The sequence below is a fragment of the Paenibacillus luteus genome, assembly GCF_006542765.1.
GTDB classification, from domain to species: Bacteria; Bacillota; Bacilli; order Paenibacillales; family Paenibacillaceae; genus Pristimantibacillus; species Pristimantibacillus luteus.
In genome coordinates this window covers 172,644-192,344 of sequence record NZ_SKCD01000004.1, presented here as the reverse complement: position 1 = coordinate 192,344, position 19,701 = coordinate 172,644, and the positions used below count along the sequence as shown (strand labels likewise).

Below are 19,701 nucleotides of genomic sequence, written 5' to 3'. Positions count from 1 at the left end.
CGCACCCGCACCCGCACCCGCACCCGCACCCGCACCCGCACCCGCACCCGCACCCGCACCCGCACCCGCACCCGCACCCGCACCCGCACCCGCACCCGCACCCGCACCCGCACCCGCACCCGCACCCCGCATCTCTCATCTGATAAACTCCAAACTCTAAGGTGCCTTCCACACACACTCTCTCCGTATGTTTAAACTCAGTCAAGCTCTGCTCCATATCCAACTAAATCTTCTTAACCGGTCTTTAAAATGAGACTGCTGGTTTGAACGCACATGCTGCTCCGTACTCCGAATACGGAAAAGTGTGTTAATTTCGGTTACGATTCGTAACATTTTTGGCTAGAATGGCCCCAAGCTTCGCCTTACACTTAGAAAAGAAAGCGCTTCAAAAAACCAAAACAGAGGAGGAATTAATAATGAACAAAATGAAATACGGGAGAGGCATCGGTGTGATTATAGCTATGCTTCTACTGTTTCAAACCGCATTTTTGTCCGCTATGGCCATAGCGGAGGCTCAAACAGCAGACACAAGTGATATCGTTTACACCTATGAGGCTGAGGCAGCTGGCAACATGCTCAGCGGTAAGGCTGAGGTGAAGCCTTGCGAAGCAGCCGTGGGCTGCTCAGGCAACCAACTGGTGGGAAGTTTATGGGGAGGATCGACGCTGCAATTCAATGCTGTTCATGTTGCGGAAGCAGGCGTGTACACGATGACCGTGCATTACATATCCGGCGACCCAAGATCCTTTGCCGTTAGCGTGAATGGCGGTGCCAGCGATCGTTATGATCTGCCCAAAACCGCAGATTGGAGTACGCGGGGCGTCTACGAGCTTCAGCTTGAGCTGGTGCAAGGCGCGAATACCATCAAATTCGATGACCAAGGCGGCTATTCTCCGGACATTGACCAAATCGAGCTGCGTCTAGCCGGTTCAGACACAGATCCGAATGAGCCGCCGGATGGAAGCGGACAAGTCTATGAAGCAGAGGCATCGCAAAACGCATTAACAGGCAATGCAGGCATTAAAGCATGTAAAACGGAAACCGCCTGCTCCGGCAATCAAAAGGTAGGCGATATTTGGGGCGGGTCTACGCTGACATTCAACCACATTACCGCTCCGTCCGAAGGCAATTACACGCTGAAGGTGAGCTACATTTCCGGTGACCCACGCGCGGTATTGATTAAAGTCAACGACGGCGAGGCAGAGCCATATTCCTTGCCAGCTACGGCAAATTGGGATACGCTCGGCGTGTTCACGATGGAAGTTAAGCTCCAAGCAGGAAGCAACGCAATCGTATTCGATGATAACGGCGGCTGGTCGCCCGATATCGATAAAATCGAGCTTATTCGTTCTGATGCGGCAGGCGAGGAGCCGGGTAACGTGGATGGCATAGGCAATATCGGAGCGGAGGTCGCAGCCTCCAAATTCGGTTCGATTAAAGTAGCGCAGCATAAGTCAGGCGTGACGCTATCGAATGGCACTTACAAAATTACTTATAATACGGAATCCGGTCTTGCCATGTACGATTGGAATGGCAAGACGGTTGCCAAAGGGCTCTATAGCAGCATCCAATTGGACAAGCAGCTAGACAGCATCAACTACGCGGAGCATAAATTCACCATGAAGCAGGTCGAGAAAATCAAGGACGGCCACGGCAAGGGCATCCGGGTGACGATTGAAAACCGTCAGGCCGGCCTACCGACAATGAAGCAAATTTATCAAATCTATGAAGCCAAGGCATATTTTCTAATTAGCCAGCAGGTTACGGGCAATGCAGAAATGAGTACGAACGATATTTCTCCGTTGGTTCTGAATGCGAAGGGTGGCGTCGACCTCGGCAGCTATTCGGATAACCGTGTGCTTGTGGCTCCTTTTGACAACGATGCGTGGTCCCGCTATCAAGCGCGTACGATAAATACGAGACTCAACAATAATAACTATGTGAGCTCGGAATTAACGGCAATCTATGACAATGCAAGCCGCAGCGGTCTCGTTATCGGTTCGGTGACCCATGACCAATGGAAAACAGGCATATACTGGAGCGGCTCTAATGACAGATTGAACAAGCTAAAGGTGTATGGCGGGTTTACGTCTTCCACGTCAACGCATGACAGCATCACTCACGGCAAGGTGTCCGGCAAGACGATTACCTCGCCGCAAATTCTTGTCGGCTACTATGCCGATTACCGCACAGGCCTAGAAAGCTTCGGGCAGGCGAACGCCGCTGTTGCGCCTCCGCTTGCGTTCAAGCACGACATTCCGAAGGGCGTTCCGGTCGGCTGGAACAGCTGGGGAGCTTATGAGAGCGACCTAAGCTACGACAAGGTTGTAGCCGTATCCGATTTCTTTAAGAAAAATTTGCAAAAGTCTTCGTTCAGCAATAAAGGCAATGTTTATATCAATATGGATTCTTATTGGGATAACCTATCCGAGCAGGAGCTCAAGCAAATCGTCAAGGTCATTAACAAGAACGGCCAAAAAGCCGGCATTTATTATGGACCATTCGTTTACTGGGGCGACAATATGGACCAGCCCGTGGAAGGAACAAACGGGAAGTACAAATACGGAGATATTATTTTACGCGATCTGAACGGCAATCCTTTGCCGAAGGTAGACGGCGCTTACGCGGTTGATCCGACCCATCCGGGCTCGAAGCAGCGTATCGAATACTATTTTAAGCGTTTCCTTGATTACGGGTATGAGTTTATTAAAATTGATTTTCTTAGCCATGGATCATTCGAAGGCAAGCATTATGATCCGAAGGTGCAAACCGGCATAGAAGCTTACAATCAAGGGATGGCTTATATCAACAAAGTACTGGGCGGGAAAATGTTCATAAGCGCCTCTATCGCACCGTTATTCCCTAGCCAATATGCTCATGCGAGACGTATCTCCTGCGATATTGACGGTACGCTGAGCAAGACCGAATACCAATTGAATAATCTGACTTACGGTTGGTGGCAGGATGGAACCATTTACCCATACACAGATCCGGATTATATGACCCTAGCGAAGGGCGGTTCTTACGAGGCTGCGCAGACCCGGGTTAATGCCGCTGTCATTTCCGGAACCGTATTTCTGAATTCGGATGATGTGAGCAATCCGGCAGCACAGGATTTAATGAAGAAGCTGCTTACGAACAAGCAAGTCAATGAAGTAGCGCTGACAGGGCAGGCATTCCAGCCTGTTGAAGGCAATACCGGCACAGGAGCGGCGGATATTTTCGTCAAGCAGGACGGGAAGGATTATTACGTCGCCGTGTTTAACTATACGAATGAGGCAACCAGCAAGACTATAGATTTCAAACGTGCGGGCATTCCTCATACCTCAAAAGTGAAGGTTGTTGATCTTTGGTCGAATACGTCCAGTCAGACCACTGGAACGCTGAAGGCAGATTTAAACGGCGCGCAATCGAAGCTTTACAAAATAACAGTAAAATAGTGCAGCAGCAGTCCAAGCAATAGTAAATGCTTAAATCAAGAAAAATCCCTCAAGCCGCAACGGCATGAGGGATTTTTCTTGCGATTACTAGTGGATTCTTGCGTAATTGGCTTATCTTCCCGGAATCCGGATCGTGACGGTCGTGCCAATGCCGAGGCGGCTATAAATGGAAACGCCATAGGACTCGCCGTAAAGCAGCTTGATCCGGTTGTCTACGTTGCGGATGCCGTAGCCAGAGAGGGTATCCCCGCCTTCGGGAAGTTCATGGGGGCTCTTGCCGCTCATCCGCATGCCCATACCGTCATCGATGATCTTGAGCAAGATGTCGGGCCCCTCGCGGTAAGCTTTAATCACGATGGTAATGCCAAGCTGATCGTCCCAGATCGCATGATTCATAGCATTTTCGACAAAGGGCTGGAGCGTCAGCTTCACAATAGAGGATGGGAGTACGGATTCATCAATCTGGTATTGAACACGAATCAGATCGCCGAACCGGACCTGCTGGATGGCTACGTAGTATCGGGTGAGCTGAATTTCCTCATGAATCGATAAGCGGCTTTTTCCTTTGTTAAGGGAGATACGGTAAAACTTCGCCAAGTCGGTAACCATTTTGTTCATCCGCGGGTCGGAATTCCGGATGGCGAGTGACGAGATAGATGCGAGTGTGTTGTATAGGAAATGCGGATTGATTTGGGCTTGGAGCACGTTCATTTCCGCTTCGCGCTTATCGATTTCCTTCTTGTACACATCGGAGATCAACGTGCTGAGCCGCTGTGACATTTTGCGCAGCACATTGCCAAGCTGTCCGATCTCATCGCGTCCGAGCGGCCGAATATCGACGAAATCGAATTCTTCTTTCTCAATGCGGCGAATGATGCCGACTAAATATTCCACACGCTTGGTGAATAATCTGGCTGTGACATAAATAAGCAGCGCCATGAGGCCGAAGCTGATCAACGCATAAACCAGAATCCGCTTTGCTGTGTTATTGGCTTTGGACAGAAAGCTGCTGTAGGGAACGAGCGAGACGCTTTTCCAGCCGAACTTGGTCGTGTTGTAGACGACCAGCATTTTTTCTCCATTAAAGGTGCTGTCGAAGCGGCCTTCTTCACTGTCCAGAAAGTCAGTCGTTATATATTGCTGCAGAGGACGGTTCAGCATGCTTTTGTCCTTGGTGGACATAATGATGCCGCGTTCATTGACGATCAACACGGTTTTGTCCGAAGACTCCTTCTCCATAAGACGATAGATATCTGATTCTAAAATATTAATTGTCAAAATGCCGTATACGGTATCCAATTTGCCGATATTCAGCATGCGTGCGAGCGTAAACATGGATGGCTGGTCGACGACTGGCGGAGTCGAGACGAATCGCACGTTCCCGTATGTGTTCAGCAGAGAAAGATAAACGTCGGATTTTCGGAAAGCGTCATCCATTCTTTTGATAAAAATATCGTCTGTTGGCAGCGAATCGTTGTTGATATAAACCGAGATCGATTTGATATCGGGATTGGTTGTCAGCATATTGGTGAAGGTACTGTTAATGTATTGATAGGCATCCACATACATAGAGGGATCTATGGAGTAATTTGTCGTCAAATATGCACGGAGCGTGCTGTTTAAATATAGCGTTGCTGAAAGCTTGGTGTAGGTGTCCAGCTTGTTCTCCAAGTTCGAGTTGATTTGCGCGACTGACGACATGGAATTTGTGTACATCTGATCAGAAAGCTCGCTCTTGACCGTTTGATAGGAATAAGAAACAAAAAAGAGCAAAGGGATGATCGCGCCGAGTAAAAACATGACAAACAGCTTTTCCCTCAGCCGCAAATTATTAAAGGGCCTGGTCAGCCAGCCCGTTAGCCGTTTCATGGATGCTCACTCCAGCCTAAAAATACATTTTCCGAAACTCGTTTGGGGTGCTGCCCCTATGCTTATGGAAGACGGAGCAAAAATAAGACACGTTCTCATATCCCACGCTATGGGCCACTTCGCGTACCTTAAGCGCTTTATCCTTCAGCAACTCGGCTGCACGATTGATTCTAACCTTCGTCAAATAATCAAGAATGGTTTCGCCCATCTTCTCTTTGAAAATCGTACGGATATAGTTCGGTGAGAGGTATACCTCCTTGGCAATCTCTTCGACCGTTAGCGGCAAATGATGCCGCTCAGCGATGATCCTGACAATTTGCTCGGCAATCGCTTGATTGCGATCGATTTCCCTTTCACCGGAAGCTTTCCTCATTTCATCACAGAAATGAAGAACATAGGCCTGAATATGCGCAGCAGAGGGCATCAGTGAAATCGCTTTCCAATGATCCGCGAGCAGCAGCCCCTTAAGCGAGCCTGCAAGCAGCATGGAGAAATGCTGTTCCAATGAGGACAATAAACGAATAATGGCTCGGATAGCAAAATTCCGATCCATCCGCTCATTTCTAATGATCGTAAATAGAGATTCAAGCTCTATACGTATTTGCTCCATGTCTCCAGCCTGAATAGAGGAGGCCAGCTTCGTGGCGGTTTGCTCGACGTCTTCGTCGGTTTGCATGGTTGGTTTTAATTCTTCAGGGATGATCACGCCGCCCCCTGTCCTGTAGAACTTCTCTTCATTACAGGAGCGTGCCTGCACAAATGCATCCCATATCTGATCAAGCTCCGTCTGCGGCGAAGATAAGCCAATCGTAACCTCAAAGCCAAGAGAGAAGGACAGCTGCGCTTGAAAGCTCTCCCAGAAAGCAGCTTCTGATACCTGCATGCGCTGGTCTTCCTTCCATTGATGAAGGATAAACAGGGCATGCGGCGCAGCCTCCACGATCGTAAAGGACGCCCATGACTGCCTCGCAAGGGTTCGAACGAATTCGGTTCGGTCGGCAGGAGCTCCCGTAGGCACCGAAGGTACGGGAGAGGGATAAGCCGCAGGCAGATCAAAGGTCATGTAAGCAGCCGTGAACGGCCTGCCATGCACAAAGTCGGCCGCGCTTTGCTCCCACTTCTTGATCCATTCTGACCGAGCAGTTGGGTCGGGCTCGCTGATCATACGCATCATCAGCTTCTCGCGAACCCAGTCACCGCTTAGATCCGCTAATTGGTCCTCTTCGCATTTTTTCTTCACTTTCTCAAGGAGGGCCAGAAGCTCTTCCATATCAATCGGCTTTAATAAGTAGCCAGTGGCTTCAATATTAAGCGCTGCCTTAATATATTGAAATTCGTTATGGCCGCTTAAATAGATGATCTTAACGTTTTTGTCGATTTGCTTCGCTCGTCTGCCGAATTCAAGACCGTCCATGATCGGCATGCGGACATCCGTCAAAATAATATCGGGCTTCAGCTCGGCCAGCTTGCCAAGCGCTTCCTTGCCGTTGCGCGCGGTTCCCGCCACAGTAATGCCGATTTTGTCCCACGGGACATAATGCTCAATCGTCTCGAGCTCTATCGCTTCGTCATCCACTAATAAAATACTATACATGCCTGTCCCCACCTTTTATCTCATGTAACGGGATGTTTAACTAGTTTATCCGCTATGACGCATTTCAACAATGGAGCATTTGGAAATGTGTCACTTTGTGTTACGAATCGGTAAATGCTTGTATAGAATGAGCTGCTCCCCCCGACCTATAATAAAAGCACAAAGCAACGCAAGACTGGCAGGAGGCTATAACATGGAATCAATAATGAAAGCGGAACCAAGTAAATCCGTACCCCCTAAAGGGAAACGCGGTATCAGAAATTCTAGTGTATGGGGGAGGCTTAAGGAGCAGCGGCTGTTGTATGTGCTTATGCTGCCGGCCTTAATCGTCACGCTGTTATTCTCGTATGTCCCGATGTTCGGGTTGTACATGGCATTTATTAATTACTCGCCGGGCGGCGGTTCGTTCTTCGGACAGTTTTTCACGACAGAGTTTGTCGGACTGGAATGGTTCAATTATTTCTTTACGAACGGTGACTTCTACAGGGTCATGCGCAATACGCTGGCACAAAGTTTCTTATCGTTGCTGTTCGGCTTTCCGATGCCGATCATTCTAGCACTCATGATCAATGAGCTTAGGAACGGTTGGTTTAAGAAAACCTTTCAAACGGTATCCTACATGCCTCACTTTATTTCGTGGGTTATTGCGGCAAATATCATCATTACGGTGCTCTCCTCCGGGGGCGTTCTCAACAATATACTGACGGGTCTCGGATTTATAGATGAACCGATTCAATTTATGCAAAAAGGACCTTTATTCTGGTGGATTATAGCGATATCGAATACGTGGAAGGACATGGGCTTTAACGCCATTATGTACTTGGCAGCTATATCGGCTATTAACCCCGAGCTATATGAGGTTGCGAAGGTAGACGGGGCAAGCCGCCTGAAGCAGATTCTTCACATCACGCTGCCATCGATTAAACCTACGGTTATTATTCTGGCTATTCTAGCTGTTGGCGGCATTTTAAATGCAGGCTTCGATCAACAATTTTTGCTGCAAAACAATACCGTGCTTCAATATTCGGAAGTTATCGATACGTACACGTATAAATACGGTTTGCAAAACGGGATGTTCTCTTACGGTGCAGCTGTCGGGTTATTCAAATCGGTCGTCGCTTTCATCCTGGTCTTGAGCGTCAACACGATGGCCAAAAAAATGAATGAGCAGTCGTTGTTCTAGTAAAAAAGAAAGAGGAGATCACGCTATGATCAAGTCCAAAAATGATTTTCTGTTTATGTCCGGCGTTTACTTATTTATTATCGCGGTATTTATCGTCACTTTTTATCCATTCTGGAATATTTTCATTATTTCATTGAATAGCGCCGAGGATACGCTGCGGGGGAATTTATATTTGTGGCCGAGAGATTTCAGCTTGGCGAGCTATCAGCAAATTTTGAACGATAGCGAGATTTGGGCAGCGATTAAAGTAACGGTGCTGCGGACGCTTGTCGGTACGCCGCTCGCCGTCGTAGTCATCAGCATGCTGGCGTTCGCACTTAGTAAGAAGGAGCTTGTAGGGAACCGCTTCTGGTCGCTTTACTTCGTATTTACGATGTATTTTGGCGGCGGACTGATTCCTTACTACATGGTTCTGAAGAGCCTGCACCTGATCGACAACTTTATGGTATTTATTTTGCCAAGCATGATGAACGTCTTCTATATGATTATCGTGCGGACCTTCATGCAGCAGCTGCCTCAGGAGCTGGACGAGTCGGCCAAAATGGACGGCGCCAATTATATGCAAATTTTCTTCAAAATCATTTTGCCGCTGACGACGCCAGTGCTCGCAACCATCGGAATGTTCACAGCGATCATGCACTGGAATTCATGGTTTGATTCTTATGTTTTCACGTACAGCGCGGATTTGAAAACGCTGCAAGCGGTACTTGTGAAAATTCTTAATCAATACCAGACGGGCGCAATGGTTGGCGATGCACAGCAGCTTGCCGATGCATCTAAGCGGATGGCGGTATCGCCGGATACGATTCGGATGGCAGCGACTATGGTGGCGACGCTCCCTATTTTGATGGTGTATCCGTTCCTTCAAAAGTATTTCGTTAAAGGCATGACGCTTGGTGCTGTAAAGAGCTAGCCGATAGGAAGTTATGACAGGGGGTGATGCGAACGCTAGGGGAAATGATTTTTGGTGAAATTGTACTATAATAAGATCACGTACAAGGGGGATTTATACGATGAAGATGAAAAAATGGCTAGTTATGTTTCTAAGCGTTATCGTTGTGATTACGGCTTTATCTGCTTGTGGTTCTAATAATACGAAGAATAATGGAGAGACTGCTCCCGAAGGCAATGCGGCCGAGGGTGCAGACTCTACTGAACCGCTTACGCTTACTTTCTTCGATAAGAACACAGGCGATAAATTCACGAATGCGGTAGCATCGGAAATTACGAAGCGTACGGGCATTACCATAGAAATTCAGCAGCCGACGGGAAATCCTGCGGAGAAGCTTAATCTGATGCTGGCGAGCGACGATTTGCCGGACATGATCTTGTTTGACCGCAGAAGTGATCTGGTGAATAAATATATCGAATCAGGCGCCATTATCCCTTTAAATGATCTCATTGATCAATATGGTCCTGACGTAACGACGATGTATGGCGATGTTTTGAACAAAACACGCTATAAGGACGGAAAAAACTATTACCTGTCCAATTGGTATGGCGTTGAAAATGAACCCGTTTACGGATTTAACATTCGTAAAGATATTTTGAAGGAGCTTGCTCCTGATAAGGTTGAGGGCGGCGTACCGTTCACGGCTTCCGAGTTCAAGCAGTTGCTTCAAGATTTTAAGGCGAAATATCCGACAATTGAAGGCAAGGAAACGACAGCGCTTACGATGGATGGAGAAAACTTTGGCGGATCGTTCGGCACATTCAAAGGAATGTTTGGCCTGCAGCAATTCTATGAGAATAATGGCCAAATTCAATTTGATGTCAAAGATCCTAAATACCGCGATATGGTTATGTATATGAATGATTTGTACCGCAGCGGCCTGCTAGACAAGGAATGGGCGATTAACAAGAAGCAAGTGTGGGAGCAAAAGCTTGCAACGGGTAACGTTTTCGCATCTACCGGATCTTACTGGGATCCAGGCGCGGCCAATACGATTTTGTTGAAGGATCGCGGCGAACAATCTCAGCTATTCCCTTATAAAGTAGTTGCCGACGGCGTAGATCCAGGTAAAACGACTTACGGCGGACGCAGCTCGCTCGGCTGGGACGCGATTACGATTACGAAGAAAAACAAAAATCCAGAGCGCACGATGAAATTTATGAACTTCCTTGCTAGTGAGGAAGGGCAGTATCTATTGATGTGGGGAGTCGAAGGCGTTCACTGGGATATGAAAGACGGCAAACGCACGCCTCGCCCTGAAGTACTGGAAGGCTTCAAAAATGATTTTAACAACTATGCGAAGTCTACAGGTATCCGCAAATGGACTTGGTTTATCAAAAATGGCAAAGGTTCCGATGGAACTCCGTATGATTTGGCAGGCCGTTATGAGCGTGGCGTAGTGGATCAGATGGCTATCAAGAACCTATCCGATTCGGTATATGATACTGTCCTCTTTGATGCTCTTGGGCCTCAAGGCGGCACGGTTGAAGCGCTGAATGAACAAAAGGTGAATGATATTACGAAACAAGCGTTGACGAAAGCGATTATGGCTAAGACTGCAGAGGATGCGAACACCATCTTTGACAAAATGCTGAGCGACATGAAAGCAGCCGGCGACGAGAAGGTAGAAGCTATTTTTACAACAAACTACAAAGAACGCGTGGAGCTTTGGAAATAATCCAAACGGCGCATAGGGGGCCGGCTCAGCCGGCCTCCTTTTATTTTAATAGAGGAGCTGAAGAAAATGGAAATTGGTACATTCAAGATTGAATATGGACAAGGCGAATTTATTGTAGCTAATGAGGTTATACAAGCAACAGCAAATCTCGCGAGCGGCGAGCTTACGCTGCGCTGGAGCAGCGGTGAAGCCTTGAGTGGCCTTTATGCAGAAGCGCGATATGGTCTGGCGCAGCTGCGTTCTACGTATTACAGCAAACACCTCGTTCATGAGGCCAAGATTCAGCCGATCGAGGATGGCTTTGGCAGAGGCTTGCGCTGGAGCTTTGAGCATGAAGAGCTTGGCAAGCCGACGCTGCGCCAACACTTCCGGATATACGAGCAGCTGCCCTATTTGCTGACAGAGCTTGAGGCCGAGAGTGAATTCGAATGGGAGACGAATGAATTGACGCCGCTTGCCGCTTATTTGAATGACGGAAGTATAGCCGAATTTGGCGATAGCGCAGGGCCGGTCGAGGAGATCAGAACGCTGTTCATTCCCTTCGACAACGACAAATGGGTGCGCTTTGCTTCTCATGCGATTCCGTGCAGCGTACAGAGCTATGAGACGACGGCCATTTACCGTTCGCAAAGCAGAAACGGTTTTGTCATTGGATCGGTTACGCATGACAGTTGGAAAACGGGTATCGTCGTAGAAGGTACCTTTGCTGAAGCAGTTGGACGGCTTCGTGTCTTTGGCGGTGCAGCCGACATGCAGACGAGAGATACATTGGCACATGGGGCCCTTCGCGGCAAAATTATTGTATCGCCGACGATCTTCGTAGGCGCCTTTGCCGATTATCGCGATGGTCTTGAGCAATACGGCAAGGCTAACGCGGTGCTGACACCGGCACTACCGTGGGACGGAGGCATTCCGATGGGCTGGAATAGCTGGTCGGCCGTTATGAGCAAGCTGGATTACGATGTCTATACGCATACCTCCGATTTCTTTGCCAAGGAGCTGCAGCAGAATGGCTTCGCGGACGACAACGACAGCTTGTACGTGAATTTTGATGCGTTCTGGAACAGCTTGCCGGAAGAGCAGCTGAAGGATGCCGTTCGCCGGGTAAAAGCCAACGGGCAGAAGCCGGGTATTTATTACACACCATTCGCGTTCTGGGGAAGCGATCCAGATTCGCCGGTGGAAGGAACCGATGGCCTCGTGCTCTACCGTGACATTCTAATCAAGGATCAAGCGGGACGGCCGCTGCCTAAGCTCGATGGTGCATTCCCAATTGACCCGACACATCCGGAAGCACAGGAACGTATCAAGAGAAGCCTGGACAGCTTTGTAGAGCTTGGCTTTGACTATGTGAAACTGGACTTCCTCACGCACGGCGCGATGGAAGGGATCTTCCATGAGGAGAGCGTGAGGACGGGCATACAGGCCTATAATATTGGCATGGCGCTGGTGAGAGATACGCTTGCACGGGAGCGGGTAGGACGGCCATTTTTGATTAATTTGTCAATCGCTCCGCTGTTCCCGCACGGCTATGCGCATAGCCGTCGTGTTTCTTGCGACGCTTTCGGAACGATTAACGATACGGAATATATGCTTAACGCACTTACCTACGGCTGGTGGATTAATGACAATCTTTATCGTTTTAACGATCCCGACCATGTGGTTTTGTACAAAAGCGACAATCAGCGCGCAACCAGCGAGCACGAAGGAAGAAGCCGCTTGAACAGCGGGGTTATTTCCGGTACTTCCCTGCTGCTCGGCGATGATTACCGCGTGGAGGAAGCCGCGCGCCGTGCCAAAGCATGGATGACGAACAAAGAAATTATGGCGCTTGCGAAGCGCGGTGAAACGTTCCGTCCGGTGGAAGGCGTTAGCGGCACCAAGGGCGAGGATTTATTTTCGCTTAGCGCGGGAGAAGATGTTTATGTGGCAGCCTTTAACTTTGACAATGAGAACGAAACGGTGAAATCCGCATCATTTGCGAGAATAGGCATAGATTCCTCTAAGGGGATAATCGTTCGTGATTTGTGGAGCGGGCAGGAGCAGCGGGTAGAAGCAGGGGCATTGGAATATATGATCGAGCTGTCAGCGTCTGAGTCAAAGCTTTTGCAATTCGTACAGGCTTAAAGGCAATAAAGACGGCTTAATTCGCAGCAAAATGAAGAGATTTGAATGTTTATTAAGTAAAACAACTAAATTTGCGAAAAATCCGTGACCTTTGCCTAACTTCTCCGTATTATCCCTTATAGCGATTTTTTCGCATAAACCAAGAATGACTTGGAAGGGGAGAGATGTCATTGAGTTTCATGGATCAGAACCAGAATCAACCGCCTAATCAAAGCATGAGCGGACGAAGACCGCCAGAGCTTAAGCCAGCAACGGTGAGGAAGATCGTCATTGGCGGCGTTATCGCCGTGCTGGCTATTTTTCTAGGGTCTTCATCATTCTACACCGTACAAGAGCAGGAACGGGCGGCAATCCTGACGTTCGGCAAATATTCGGGGGAGACTTCGGCGGGACTGCATTTTAAATGGCCCTATCCGGTCCAGCAGGTGATCACCGTTCCAGCTGAGCTCACGCAGCGTATTCATATCGGCTACCGTCAGGAGGGATCGGCTGCGATTCCGGTTGATGAGGAAGCGATGATGATCACGGGCGATGAAAACATCGTATCGGCAGATGCGGTCGTGCAGTGGAAAATTAGCAATATTCATGATTACTTGTATAATATTTCGGATGCAGAACAGTTCCTGCGCAATGCTGCCAGCTCATCCATCCGTGCGGTAATCGGCTCGGAGAAGCTTGATTACGCAATCACAGACGGAAAAACCGTTATTCAGGACAAGGTTCGGGAGAAGCTGATTGAGCTGCAGTCGAAGTATCAGACAGGCATTCAGATCATCGATATCAAGTTCCAGGATATTGAGCCGCCAAGCGGTCAGGTTGCAGAAGCCTTCCGCGAAGTAACGAATGCGCGCGAGGAAAAAAACACGAAGATCAACAACGCAGCAAAGTATGAGAATGACCGGATTCCTAAGGCGCGGGGCGAAGCACAGGCGCTTCTGGAGAATGCGGAAGGTCAGAAGAAATCACGAATTTTGAACGCAGAGGGTGACGTTGCCCAGTTTAACGCGATTTTCGGAGAGTACAAAAACAATCCGAATGTTACTCAGAGCCGTTTAATTTTGGAGACGCTTGAGAAGATCTTGCCAAATGCCAAAATTTTCATCACCAATTCAAACAGCGACACGGTAAACTATTTGCCGCTGAATGAGCTGATGCGCAGCAGCGGAACGGGTAGCACAACAACGCCTCCTGTAACGACGCCACCGGTCGCAGAAGCTCCGCAAGGAGGTACTGCACAATGAAAAGAAACCAGTGGATAACGCTTATTGTTGTTTTGGTCGTTGTTATTTTGGGATCGGGCTCGATGTACATCGTCAAGGAAGGCGAGTACAAGGTCGTGCTTCGCTTCGGGGAAGCGATGAGAGCGGTTCCGGAGCCGGGCCTTAAGTTCAAGCTTCCGTTTATCGAGAACGTTTCAACGCTGCCTAAGTATCAAATGACTTACGAGAGCACTCCGACGACGATACTTACAAAGGATCAGAAGCCGATCGTTGTAGATAACTACACGGTATGGCGGATTACGAACGCTTCGCAATTTTTGAGAACGGTACAGTCGGTCAGCGGCGGTGTTCAGCGGATAGACGAGGCTGTCTATAACTCCGTAAGACGTAAGCTATCCGAGGTTAATTACGATAACATCATTAGCGAGAACACAGCGCGGGGCAATATTAATGATGAGATCACCAAGGATGTCATAACGGCATTGACTAGGGACAATTACGGCATTGAAGTCATCGATGTCCGGATTAAACGTACCGATCTACCTGAAGAAAATAAACAGAGCGTATACAACCGGATGATCTCCGATCGTCAATCCATTGCAGCACGCTATTTATCCGAAGGTGACGAGGAATCGCGCAAGATCACGTCGAAGGCTGACCGTACAGCAACTGAGCTGTTGGCACAGGCACAGGCGGATGCGAAGAAAATTGTAGCGGAAGGCGAGCGCGAAGCTGCTGTTATTTATAACAAAGCTTACGGCAGTGATCCGCAGTTCTACAACTTCTATCGGACGCTGCAAAGTTACTCCACCACATTGCAGAACGAGCCGGTCATCATGATCCCGATCGACTCGCCTTATGCAAAAATATTGCTAGGTCAATAAAGAAAAGGTCTCTCGCATAAACTGGTACCCATACACTGGACACTTTGAAAAAAGGGTTTAGCGTATGGGTACCTTTTTGTATACTAGAGAGAATAGTGGGGGCGAGCGTATGAGCAGAAAATACTTTAATCAACAGGAACAGAAACAGTTAGCGAACAATCCGCATGTCTTACGCGGTAGTGAAAAATCAATTACCTATGCGGAAACTGCTGGGACAACGCCCCTCAGGAATCCTTCTTTGGTCATATGAAAGATCATGTGAAGAGTCTCTACTGTACAATTTTAGAGGAATTGCAACGAGAAATTAAACGTTATATTTATTATTATAATCATCACAGATATCAATGGGGACTAAAAAAGATGACTCCTGTTCAATACAGGAATCATCTCTTATGTTTGTCCTAACACTCTTTTTTTCAAAGTGTCCTTGACTAAGGGGGCAGTGTATACGAGTTTACCAAAGAGGGCTTTTTTTTAGGCTACTTATGATTGGAGCGCTATTGGAGTGAGGAGGTGAAGGGTCGTCCGGAATCAATTCCGGTATGGGTAAGCAGGACATCTGTTTCAATGGTGAAATTGCTTTTGCTGAAACGCTCGGGCCAATCCTGCTCCCACTTCTTCCATAGTCCATTATGGTAACGATGAAGCCTTGCGCCTACATCAATGACATCGGTTTTCTCCGCCAAGATATATCGCATCGTTTCTTCAAGTTTCTTCTTTAGAATCCGCTCAACCTGCTCCGTAAAGTGATTGATTTCCTCTTCAGTAGTAAGCTGCGAGCATGTTAATTCCATTACGCTTCCTGATGCGAATACCTTTATATCCATTGTCACATTCCCGTTAATGATTCGAGGTGAGAGATTGGTTTCCAATCTAAGGATCTTGAAGGATTCACTACTAAAGCTTCTCGTTTTATTGCCTGAGCAAGGGATGTTGATTATGCCGCTGCGAAATTGATTTTTTAGCATCAGCAAATAGGGAGATTTGCTGCTGGGCACGATCCGAAGAAGCTTTCCCTCAGGGAAACGGAATATTGCCGTTGTATTAGAAGGAGGTAGCATCAGATCAGCTGTGGAATAAACGAGAGGCATGAGAAAAGTAGCGCTTGGCTGCTTGGCGTAAATAATCAGATCCGTTAAGGATACGGTAGTTGATAAACCGGATTGCACTTTTGTTGTTTTGATGCTGGAGGATAGCTGCTGCCCGGTATTGTTATCTACGAAAGGCAGTTTCGATAAGTAGTTATAGGCATCGCCTTTTGTAATGATGATAGACATGGAGCTTTTTGGTTCATTGGAGCGGGAGAAAAAATCAAGCACGTCTCCAATATTTCTTTTTCTGGAGAAGTTCTCACCTACTAATAAAGCTTCCATATGACTCCATTGCATCTTTCGGCCAAGCTCGTTATCTATGCGAAGTGAAGCGCCAAACACTGTGGAGCTCTCACTTGTTATATTGAAGAAGGAGGAAGATCTCTTTCCTGGAGAAAGCTCTTGAGCTTGCGTTCCGCCTGGTTTGTAGATTTGAGTGGTCAGCCGAATTTGTCCGTCGTCGGTAAGATCGATGCCTGCTGCTTGTACGAATGCCCAATCGTTGAGTTCCAGTCTGTCCCAGCAGCCACTCAATATAGGAAGCACTAGGAAAAGCAGGACGAGCATATGAAGGGTTCTCATCACGCAGCCTCCTTTCATGAATCATTCCTTGTTTCCGGAACGATATAGTCTGCGATTTCTAGGAGATTTCAACATAGTTTTCAGTGGAACTCGGACGAATATGTCGCGGAGATCCCTGAATTTAAATGGAGCTAGCGATGATAAATAAGGCTCGCCTAGCGGCTGAAGACAGGTGAGATGAAGCAGAGTCAGCAAAAACACGACCATCAATCCGTAACCACCAAGCATGCTGGCGGCAATCATATAAGGAAAGCGGAGAACCCGAAGGGCAATAGCCATATCGTAATGCGGTATGGCAAAGGAAGCGATGCCAGTTAAGGCAACGACGATGACCATAAAAGGAGATGCGATCTTGGCCATTATTGCAGCTTGTCCGATTACGAGAGCACCGACGATACTTACTGCGGACCCGACCGTTCGAGGCAAGCGAATTCCAGCCTCGCGCAGGAGCTCGAATGAGATTTCCATAATGAGCGCCTCAACGAAGGCGGGGAATGGAATTCCTTCCCTTGAGTCTACAATCGCGAGCAGCAGCACGGTCGGAATTAGCTCAGGATGGAAAGTAGACAGCGCGATATAAATACTAGGTAAAGTGAGCGCAATAATAAAAGCTAGCAAACGTAAAAAACGAATGAATGTCGCAAATACGGAGCGTATGTAATAATCCTCAGCCGTTCCCATAAAGTCCACCAGCAGAGCCGGACAGATCATAATCATAGGGGAATTTTCAACGAGAACGATTATTTTTCCATCCAACAATGCTGCAGTAGCTGTATCTGTCCGTTCCGTGTAGCGCACCTGCGGAAACGGAGTGAGCGTTGATTCCTCAATCCAGTCCTCAATGTAAGAGGTTTCTAATACTTCATAGTCAACGATGCTTACTATCCGCTTCCGAAACTCGAGCAGCACGTTAGTATTAACGGCCTGATCCAGATAACCGAAGCCGACTTTGTTCTTAATGACCTTGCCAACCTGCAAGAACTCCACCTTAAAGTCAGGTGTGCGTAAGCGCTGTCTAATCATGCCTAGATTCGAATTCATATTTTCTACGGTACCTTCTCTTGGCCCATGTACGGCAGGCTCATTCACAGGCTCGGTTACTTGTCTTTGTGCTGTCGATCCGGATTCGAAGGCCAATGCTTTGCCGATTTGGTCAAATAGAATAATGATATAGCCATTCATAACTAAATCCAATATTTTGTCATATTCATCGATAACGACGAAGGGCTGAAGAGCGGTGTTGGATATAGACATACATGCCTCTAGCTTCTCTGGGGTAACGGAATTCCAATTCTCCGAAGTGTAAGCAGCCAAATGTTCTAGAGCTTGCTGAAGCAGATGCGTCGTATAGCTGGCAAGCGAAGCACAGTAAATAGAAAGTGCTTCGTATTGGAATGATGCTCCGTATTGCCAATCTTGAAAGTTAACGTCCTGGCAGTAAGAAAATACTTGTTCAATTTCTTTTTGGTTATTGGTCAGGCTCGTGTTGAGCTTTTTTATTGATCGGATCGCTTCATTCAAAGTCCCAGCCTCATTTGTCCATCGTTATTTTATTTTTATCCAAGTTATAATAGTTAAAGAAAAGATGAGCATGCAGCCAATTGCAAGAACCGAGAATGGCCAAATCAGATATACCTGTTCTTGAAAATCAGCAGGGCTTTTAAACATCGTTGCCGATAAAAAAATACAGATCAGCGCTAGCGGATAGAGGAGAATCTTATCGTCTTTTATACGGAGCAATTCGATGAAAACATAATTCAGAATCATGAGCAGTAGCGTTGCTTTCATGTAGGAGCCCAGAATAAGTGCAATTCCAATGACGGCCTCAACCCTTTGGAACAGCTCGGCAATGTGGATTTCGATAGCTAAGCGGTACAGCGAGTAGTTTAAAAAACCGGCAGCCGGACCAAATGCCATCGTTGCGCTGATTGTTGAAATAAGCAGAATGAAACCAGTGAAGGAAAACGCGATATAGAGCTTCTTATTCAGTTCTTGCTGGTAGCTGCTGACAGCAAAAGGCAACAGCATGGAGAAAAAGCAAATCTCACCAAACGGGAAGCCTGCCGCTATAAAGAAGCCATGCGTGACGGGTTTAAACCCATGGTCAAAGAAAGGCAACAGGTAGCTTGGATGATAGACTGGAATAGCAAGTAAGATAACGGATATGGAGAAAAGAATCATAATGACCAGAAGCAGCAGAAACATTCTAGCCGCTATCTTAATGCCTGCTCTAGACGTTAAGGCGGCAAGGATTATGCCGATAGAATGAAAGACATACGGCGGAGTTTGGTCCATCATCACCGTTGTGAAGAAATCGCCTATGCTGGAATTAATGGCGCTTATTGCAAAAAAAAGCATACAGACTATAGGGATTGATACTAGGAGGGTAAGCGGATTGCCGATAAGCGAACGGCAGTAAGCAATCAAATTCTGACCATTATGCTTACCGTGCAAATAGAGTACGCAAGCAAGTACGAGCATGCCAAATCCGTAAGCTAGAATGACGCACAACCATGCATCATTACCGGCAGCCGCGGTTAACGGATTGGGGATAAAAACGATTGCCGAACCTATGGAGTAGGCAGAGAGCAAACAGGCAAGCTGTGTGATTGTGATGGTTGAGTGCTGGGAAGACATGTAGATTACCTACTCTGCATTAGAATTTATTTTAAGAGGGCCAATAATTGTTTGGCGGGCCAGCCATAAATTAATCTGGACAGCGAACCGATATTAGGCCAAGACAGATGGAAGATAAACAAGATGGATAAATAGGTTGCTGGTAAGAGCAATAACACATATGCGGCTTTTGTCTTTGTGTCTGCTTGTTTGAAATTTCGCAGGTCGCTTATCAATAATGCGATGATCAGCAGAGCTGCAACAAATAGGTTTTCTAGCATAATTAGCCGCCTTTCTCAAAAAAGTGATCGAATGACCTTATAATTCCTATAAGCATTCATTATTATGCAGAGGCTGAAACTATATACGAAAGCAGGAGATAGCGGCCAGACCTCCTTAATTGGCGGGCGAGTTCGCAAGGATGACGCTCGGCTCGTGTCGAGGCATACGGTACAATTGATGAGA

General features: G+C 47.5%; 13 protein-coding genes and 2 pseudogenes. 9 read left to right on the top strand and 6 right to left on the bottom strand.

Going from position 1 to position 19,701, the window contains the following annotated elements; genetic code table 11:
* The first annotated feature begins 416 nt into the window (after positions 1 to 416).
* On the top strand, positions 417 to 3,440 hold the full coding sequence (locus E0496_RS03450; RefSeq protein ID WP_241674549.1) for a carbohydrate-binding protein: 3,024 nt from the start codon (positions 417 to 419) through the stop codon (positions 3,438 to 3,440).
* A 111-nt stretch (positions 3,441 to 3,551) separates the two neighbouring features.
* On the opposite strand, the gene E0496_RS03445 is transcribed toward E0496_RS03450, so the two are convergent.
* Both E0496_RS03445 and E0496_RS03440 read right to left on the bottom strand, forming a co-directional pair.
* Complete coding sequence (locus E0496_RS03445; RefSeq protein WP_141500271.1) at positions 3,552 to 5,309, bottom strand: sensor histidine kinase; 1,758 nt, start codon at positions 5,307 to 5,309, stop codon at positions 3,552 to 3,554.
* 16 nt (positions 5,310 to 5,325) lie between these two features.
* Positions 5,326 to 6,903: a response regulator gene (locus E0496_RS03440; RefSeq protein WP_141500270.1), complete on the bottom strand. Its 1,578-nt coding sequence runs from the start codon at positions 6,901 to 6,903 to the stop codon at positions 5,326 to 5,328.
* Positions 6,904 to 7,096: 193 nt separating this feature from the next.
* On the opposite strand from E0496_RS03440, the gene E0496_RS03435 reads away from it, so the two are divergent.
* The 7 genes and pseudogenes from E0496_RS03435 to E0496_RS03405 all read left to right on the top strand — a co-directional run.
* Positions 7,097 to 8,086 (top strand): ABC transporter permease, encoded by a 990-nt coding sequence (locus E0496_RS03435; RefSeq protein ID WP_241674548.1) that lies wholly within the window; start codon positions 7,097 to 7,099, stop codon positions 8,084 to 8,086.
* A gap of 25 nt (positions 8,087 to 8,111) precedes the next feature.
* On the top strand, positions 8,112 to 8,999 hold the full coding sequence (locus E0496_RS03430; RefSeq protein ID WP_141500269.1) for a carbohydrate ABC transporter permease: 888 nt from the start codon (positions 8,112 to 8,114) through the stop codon (positions 8,997 to 8,999).
* A 100-nt stretch (positions 9,000 to 9,099) separates the two neighbouring features.
* Positions 9,100 to 10,716 (top strand): extracellular solute-binding protein, encoded by a 1,617-nt coding sequence (locus tag E0496_RS03425; protein ID WP_338325815.1) that lies wholly within the window; start codon positions 9,100 to 9,102, stop codon positions 10,714 to 10,716.
* Positions 10,717 to 10,782: 66 nt separating this feature from the next.
* Positions 10,783 to 12,843 (top strand): alpha-galactosidase, encoded by a 2,061-nt coding sequence (locus E0496_RS03420; protein ID WP_141500268.1) that lies wholly within the window; start codon positions 10,783 to 10,785, stop codon positions 12,841 to 12,843.
* A 179-nt stretch (positions 12,844 to 13,022) separates the two neighbouring features.
* A complete protein-coding gene (gene hflK, locus E0496_RS03415) occupies positions 13,023 to 14,084 on the top strand; it encodes an FtsH protease activity modulator HflK (RefSeq protein ID WP_241674547.1) in 1,062 nt (353 codons plus the stop codon).
* Positions 14,081 to 14,947, top strand: coding sequence for a protease modulator HflC (hflC, locus tag E0496_RS03410; protein ID WP_141500267.1), 867 nt, complete (start codon positions 14,081 to 14,083; stop codon positions 14,945 to 14,947). The genes hflK and hflC overlap by 4 nt, the downstream gene beginning before the upstream one ends.
* 201 nt (positions 14,948 to 15,148) lie before the next feature.
* A pseudogene (locus tag E0496_RS03405) lies at positions 15,149 to 15,352 on the top strand (IS3 family transposase); the annotation flags it as partial.
* A 92-nt stretch (positions 15,353 to 15,444) separates the two neighbouring features.
* Here the strand turns inward: E0496_RS03405 and E0496_RS03400 are convergent.
* From E0496_RS03400 to E0496_RS03385, 4 genes are read right to left on the bottom strand one after another with little or no spacing between them, the layout of a single operon-like run.
* Positions 15,445 to 16,620, bottom strand: a complete 1,176-nt coding sequence (locus E0496_RS03400; protein WP_161601293.1) for a Ger(x)C family spore germination protein — start codon at positions 16,618 to 16,620, stop codon at positions 15,445 to 15,447.
* A gap of 21 nt (positions 16,621 to 16,641) precedes the next feature.
* Positions 16,642 to 18,141 (bottom strand): spore germination protein, encoded by a 1,500-nt coding sequence (locus tag E0496_RS03395; RefSeq protein ID WP_141500265.1) that lies wholly within the window; start codon positions 18,139 to 18,141, stop codon positions 16,642 to 16,644.
* Positions 18,142 to 18,165: 24 nt separating this feature from the next.
* Complete coding sequence (locus E0496_RS03390; protein ID WP_141500264.1) at positions 18,166 to 19,257, bottom strand: GerAB/ArcD/ProY family transporter; 1,092 nt, start codon at positions 19,255 to 19,257, stop codon at positions 18,166 to 18,168.
* 26 nt (positions 19,258 to 19,283) lie between these two features.
* Entirely contained in the window at positions 19,284 to 19,517 is a 234-nt protein-coding gene (locus E0496_RS03385; protein ID WP_141500262.1) for a hypothetical protein, read from the bottom strand.
* A 73-nt stretch (positions 19,518 to 19,590) separates the two neighbouring features.
* Between E0496_RS03385 and E0496_RS36420 the strand changes: the two are divergent.
* Positions 19,591 to 19,700 (top strand): annotated as a pseudogene (locus E0496_RS36420) (cob(I)yrinic acid a,c-diamide adenosyltransferase); the annotation flags it as partial.
* Position 19,701: the final 1 nt, after the last annotated feature.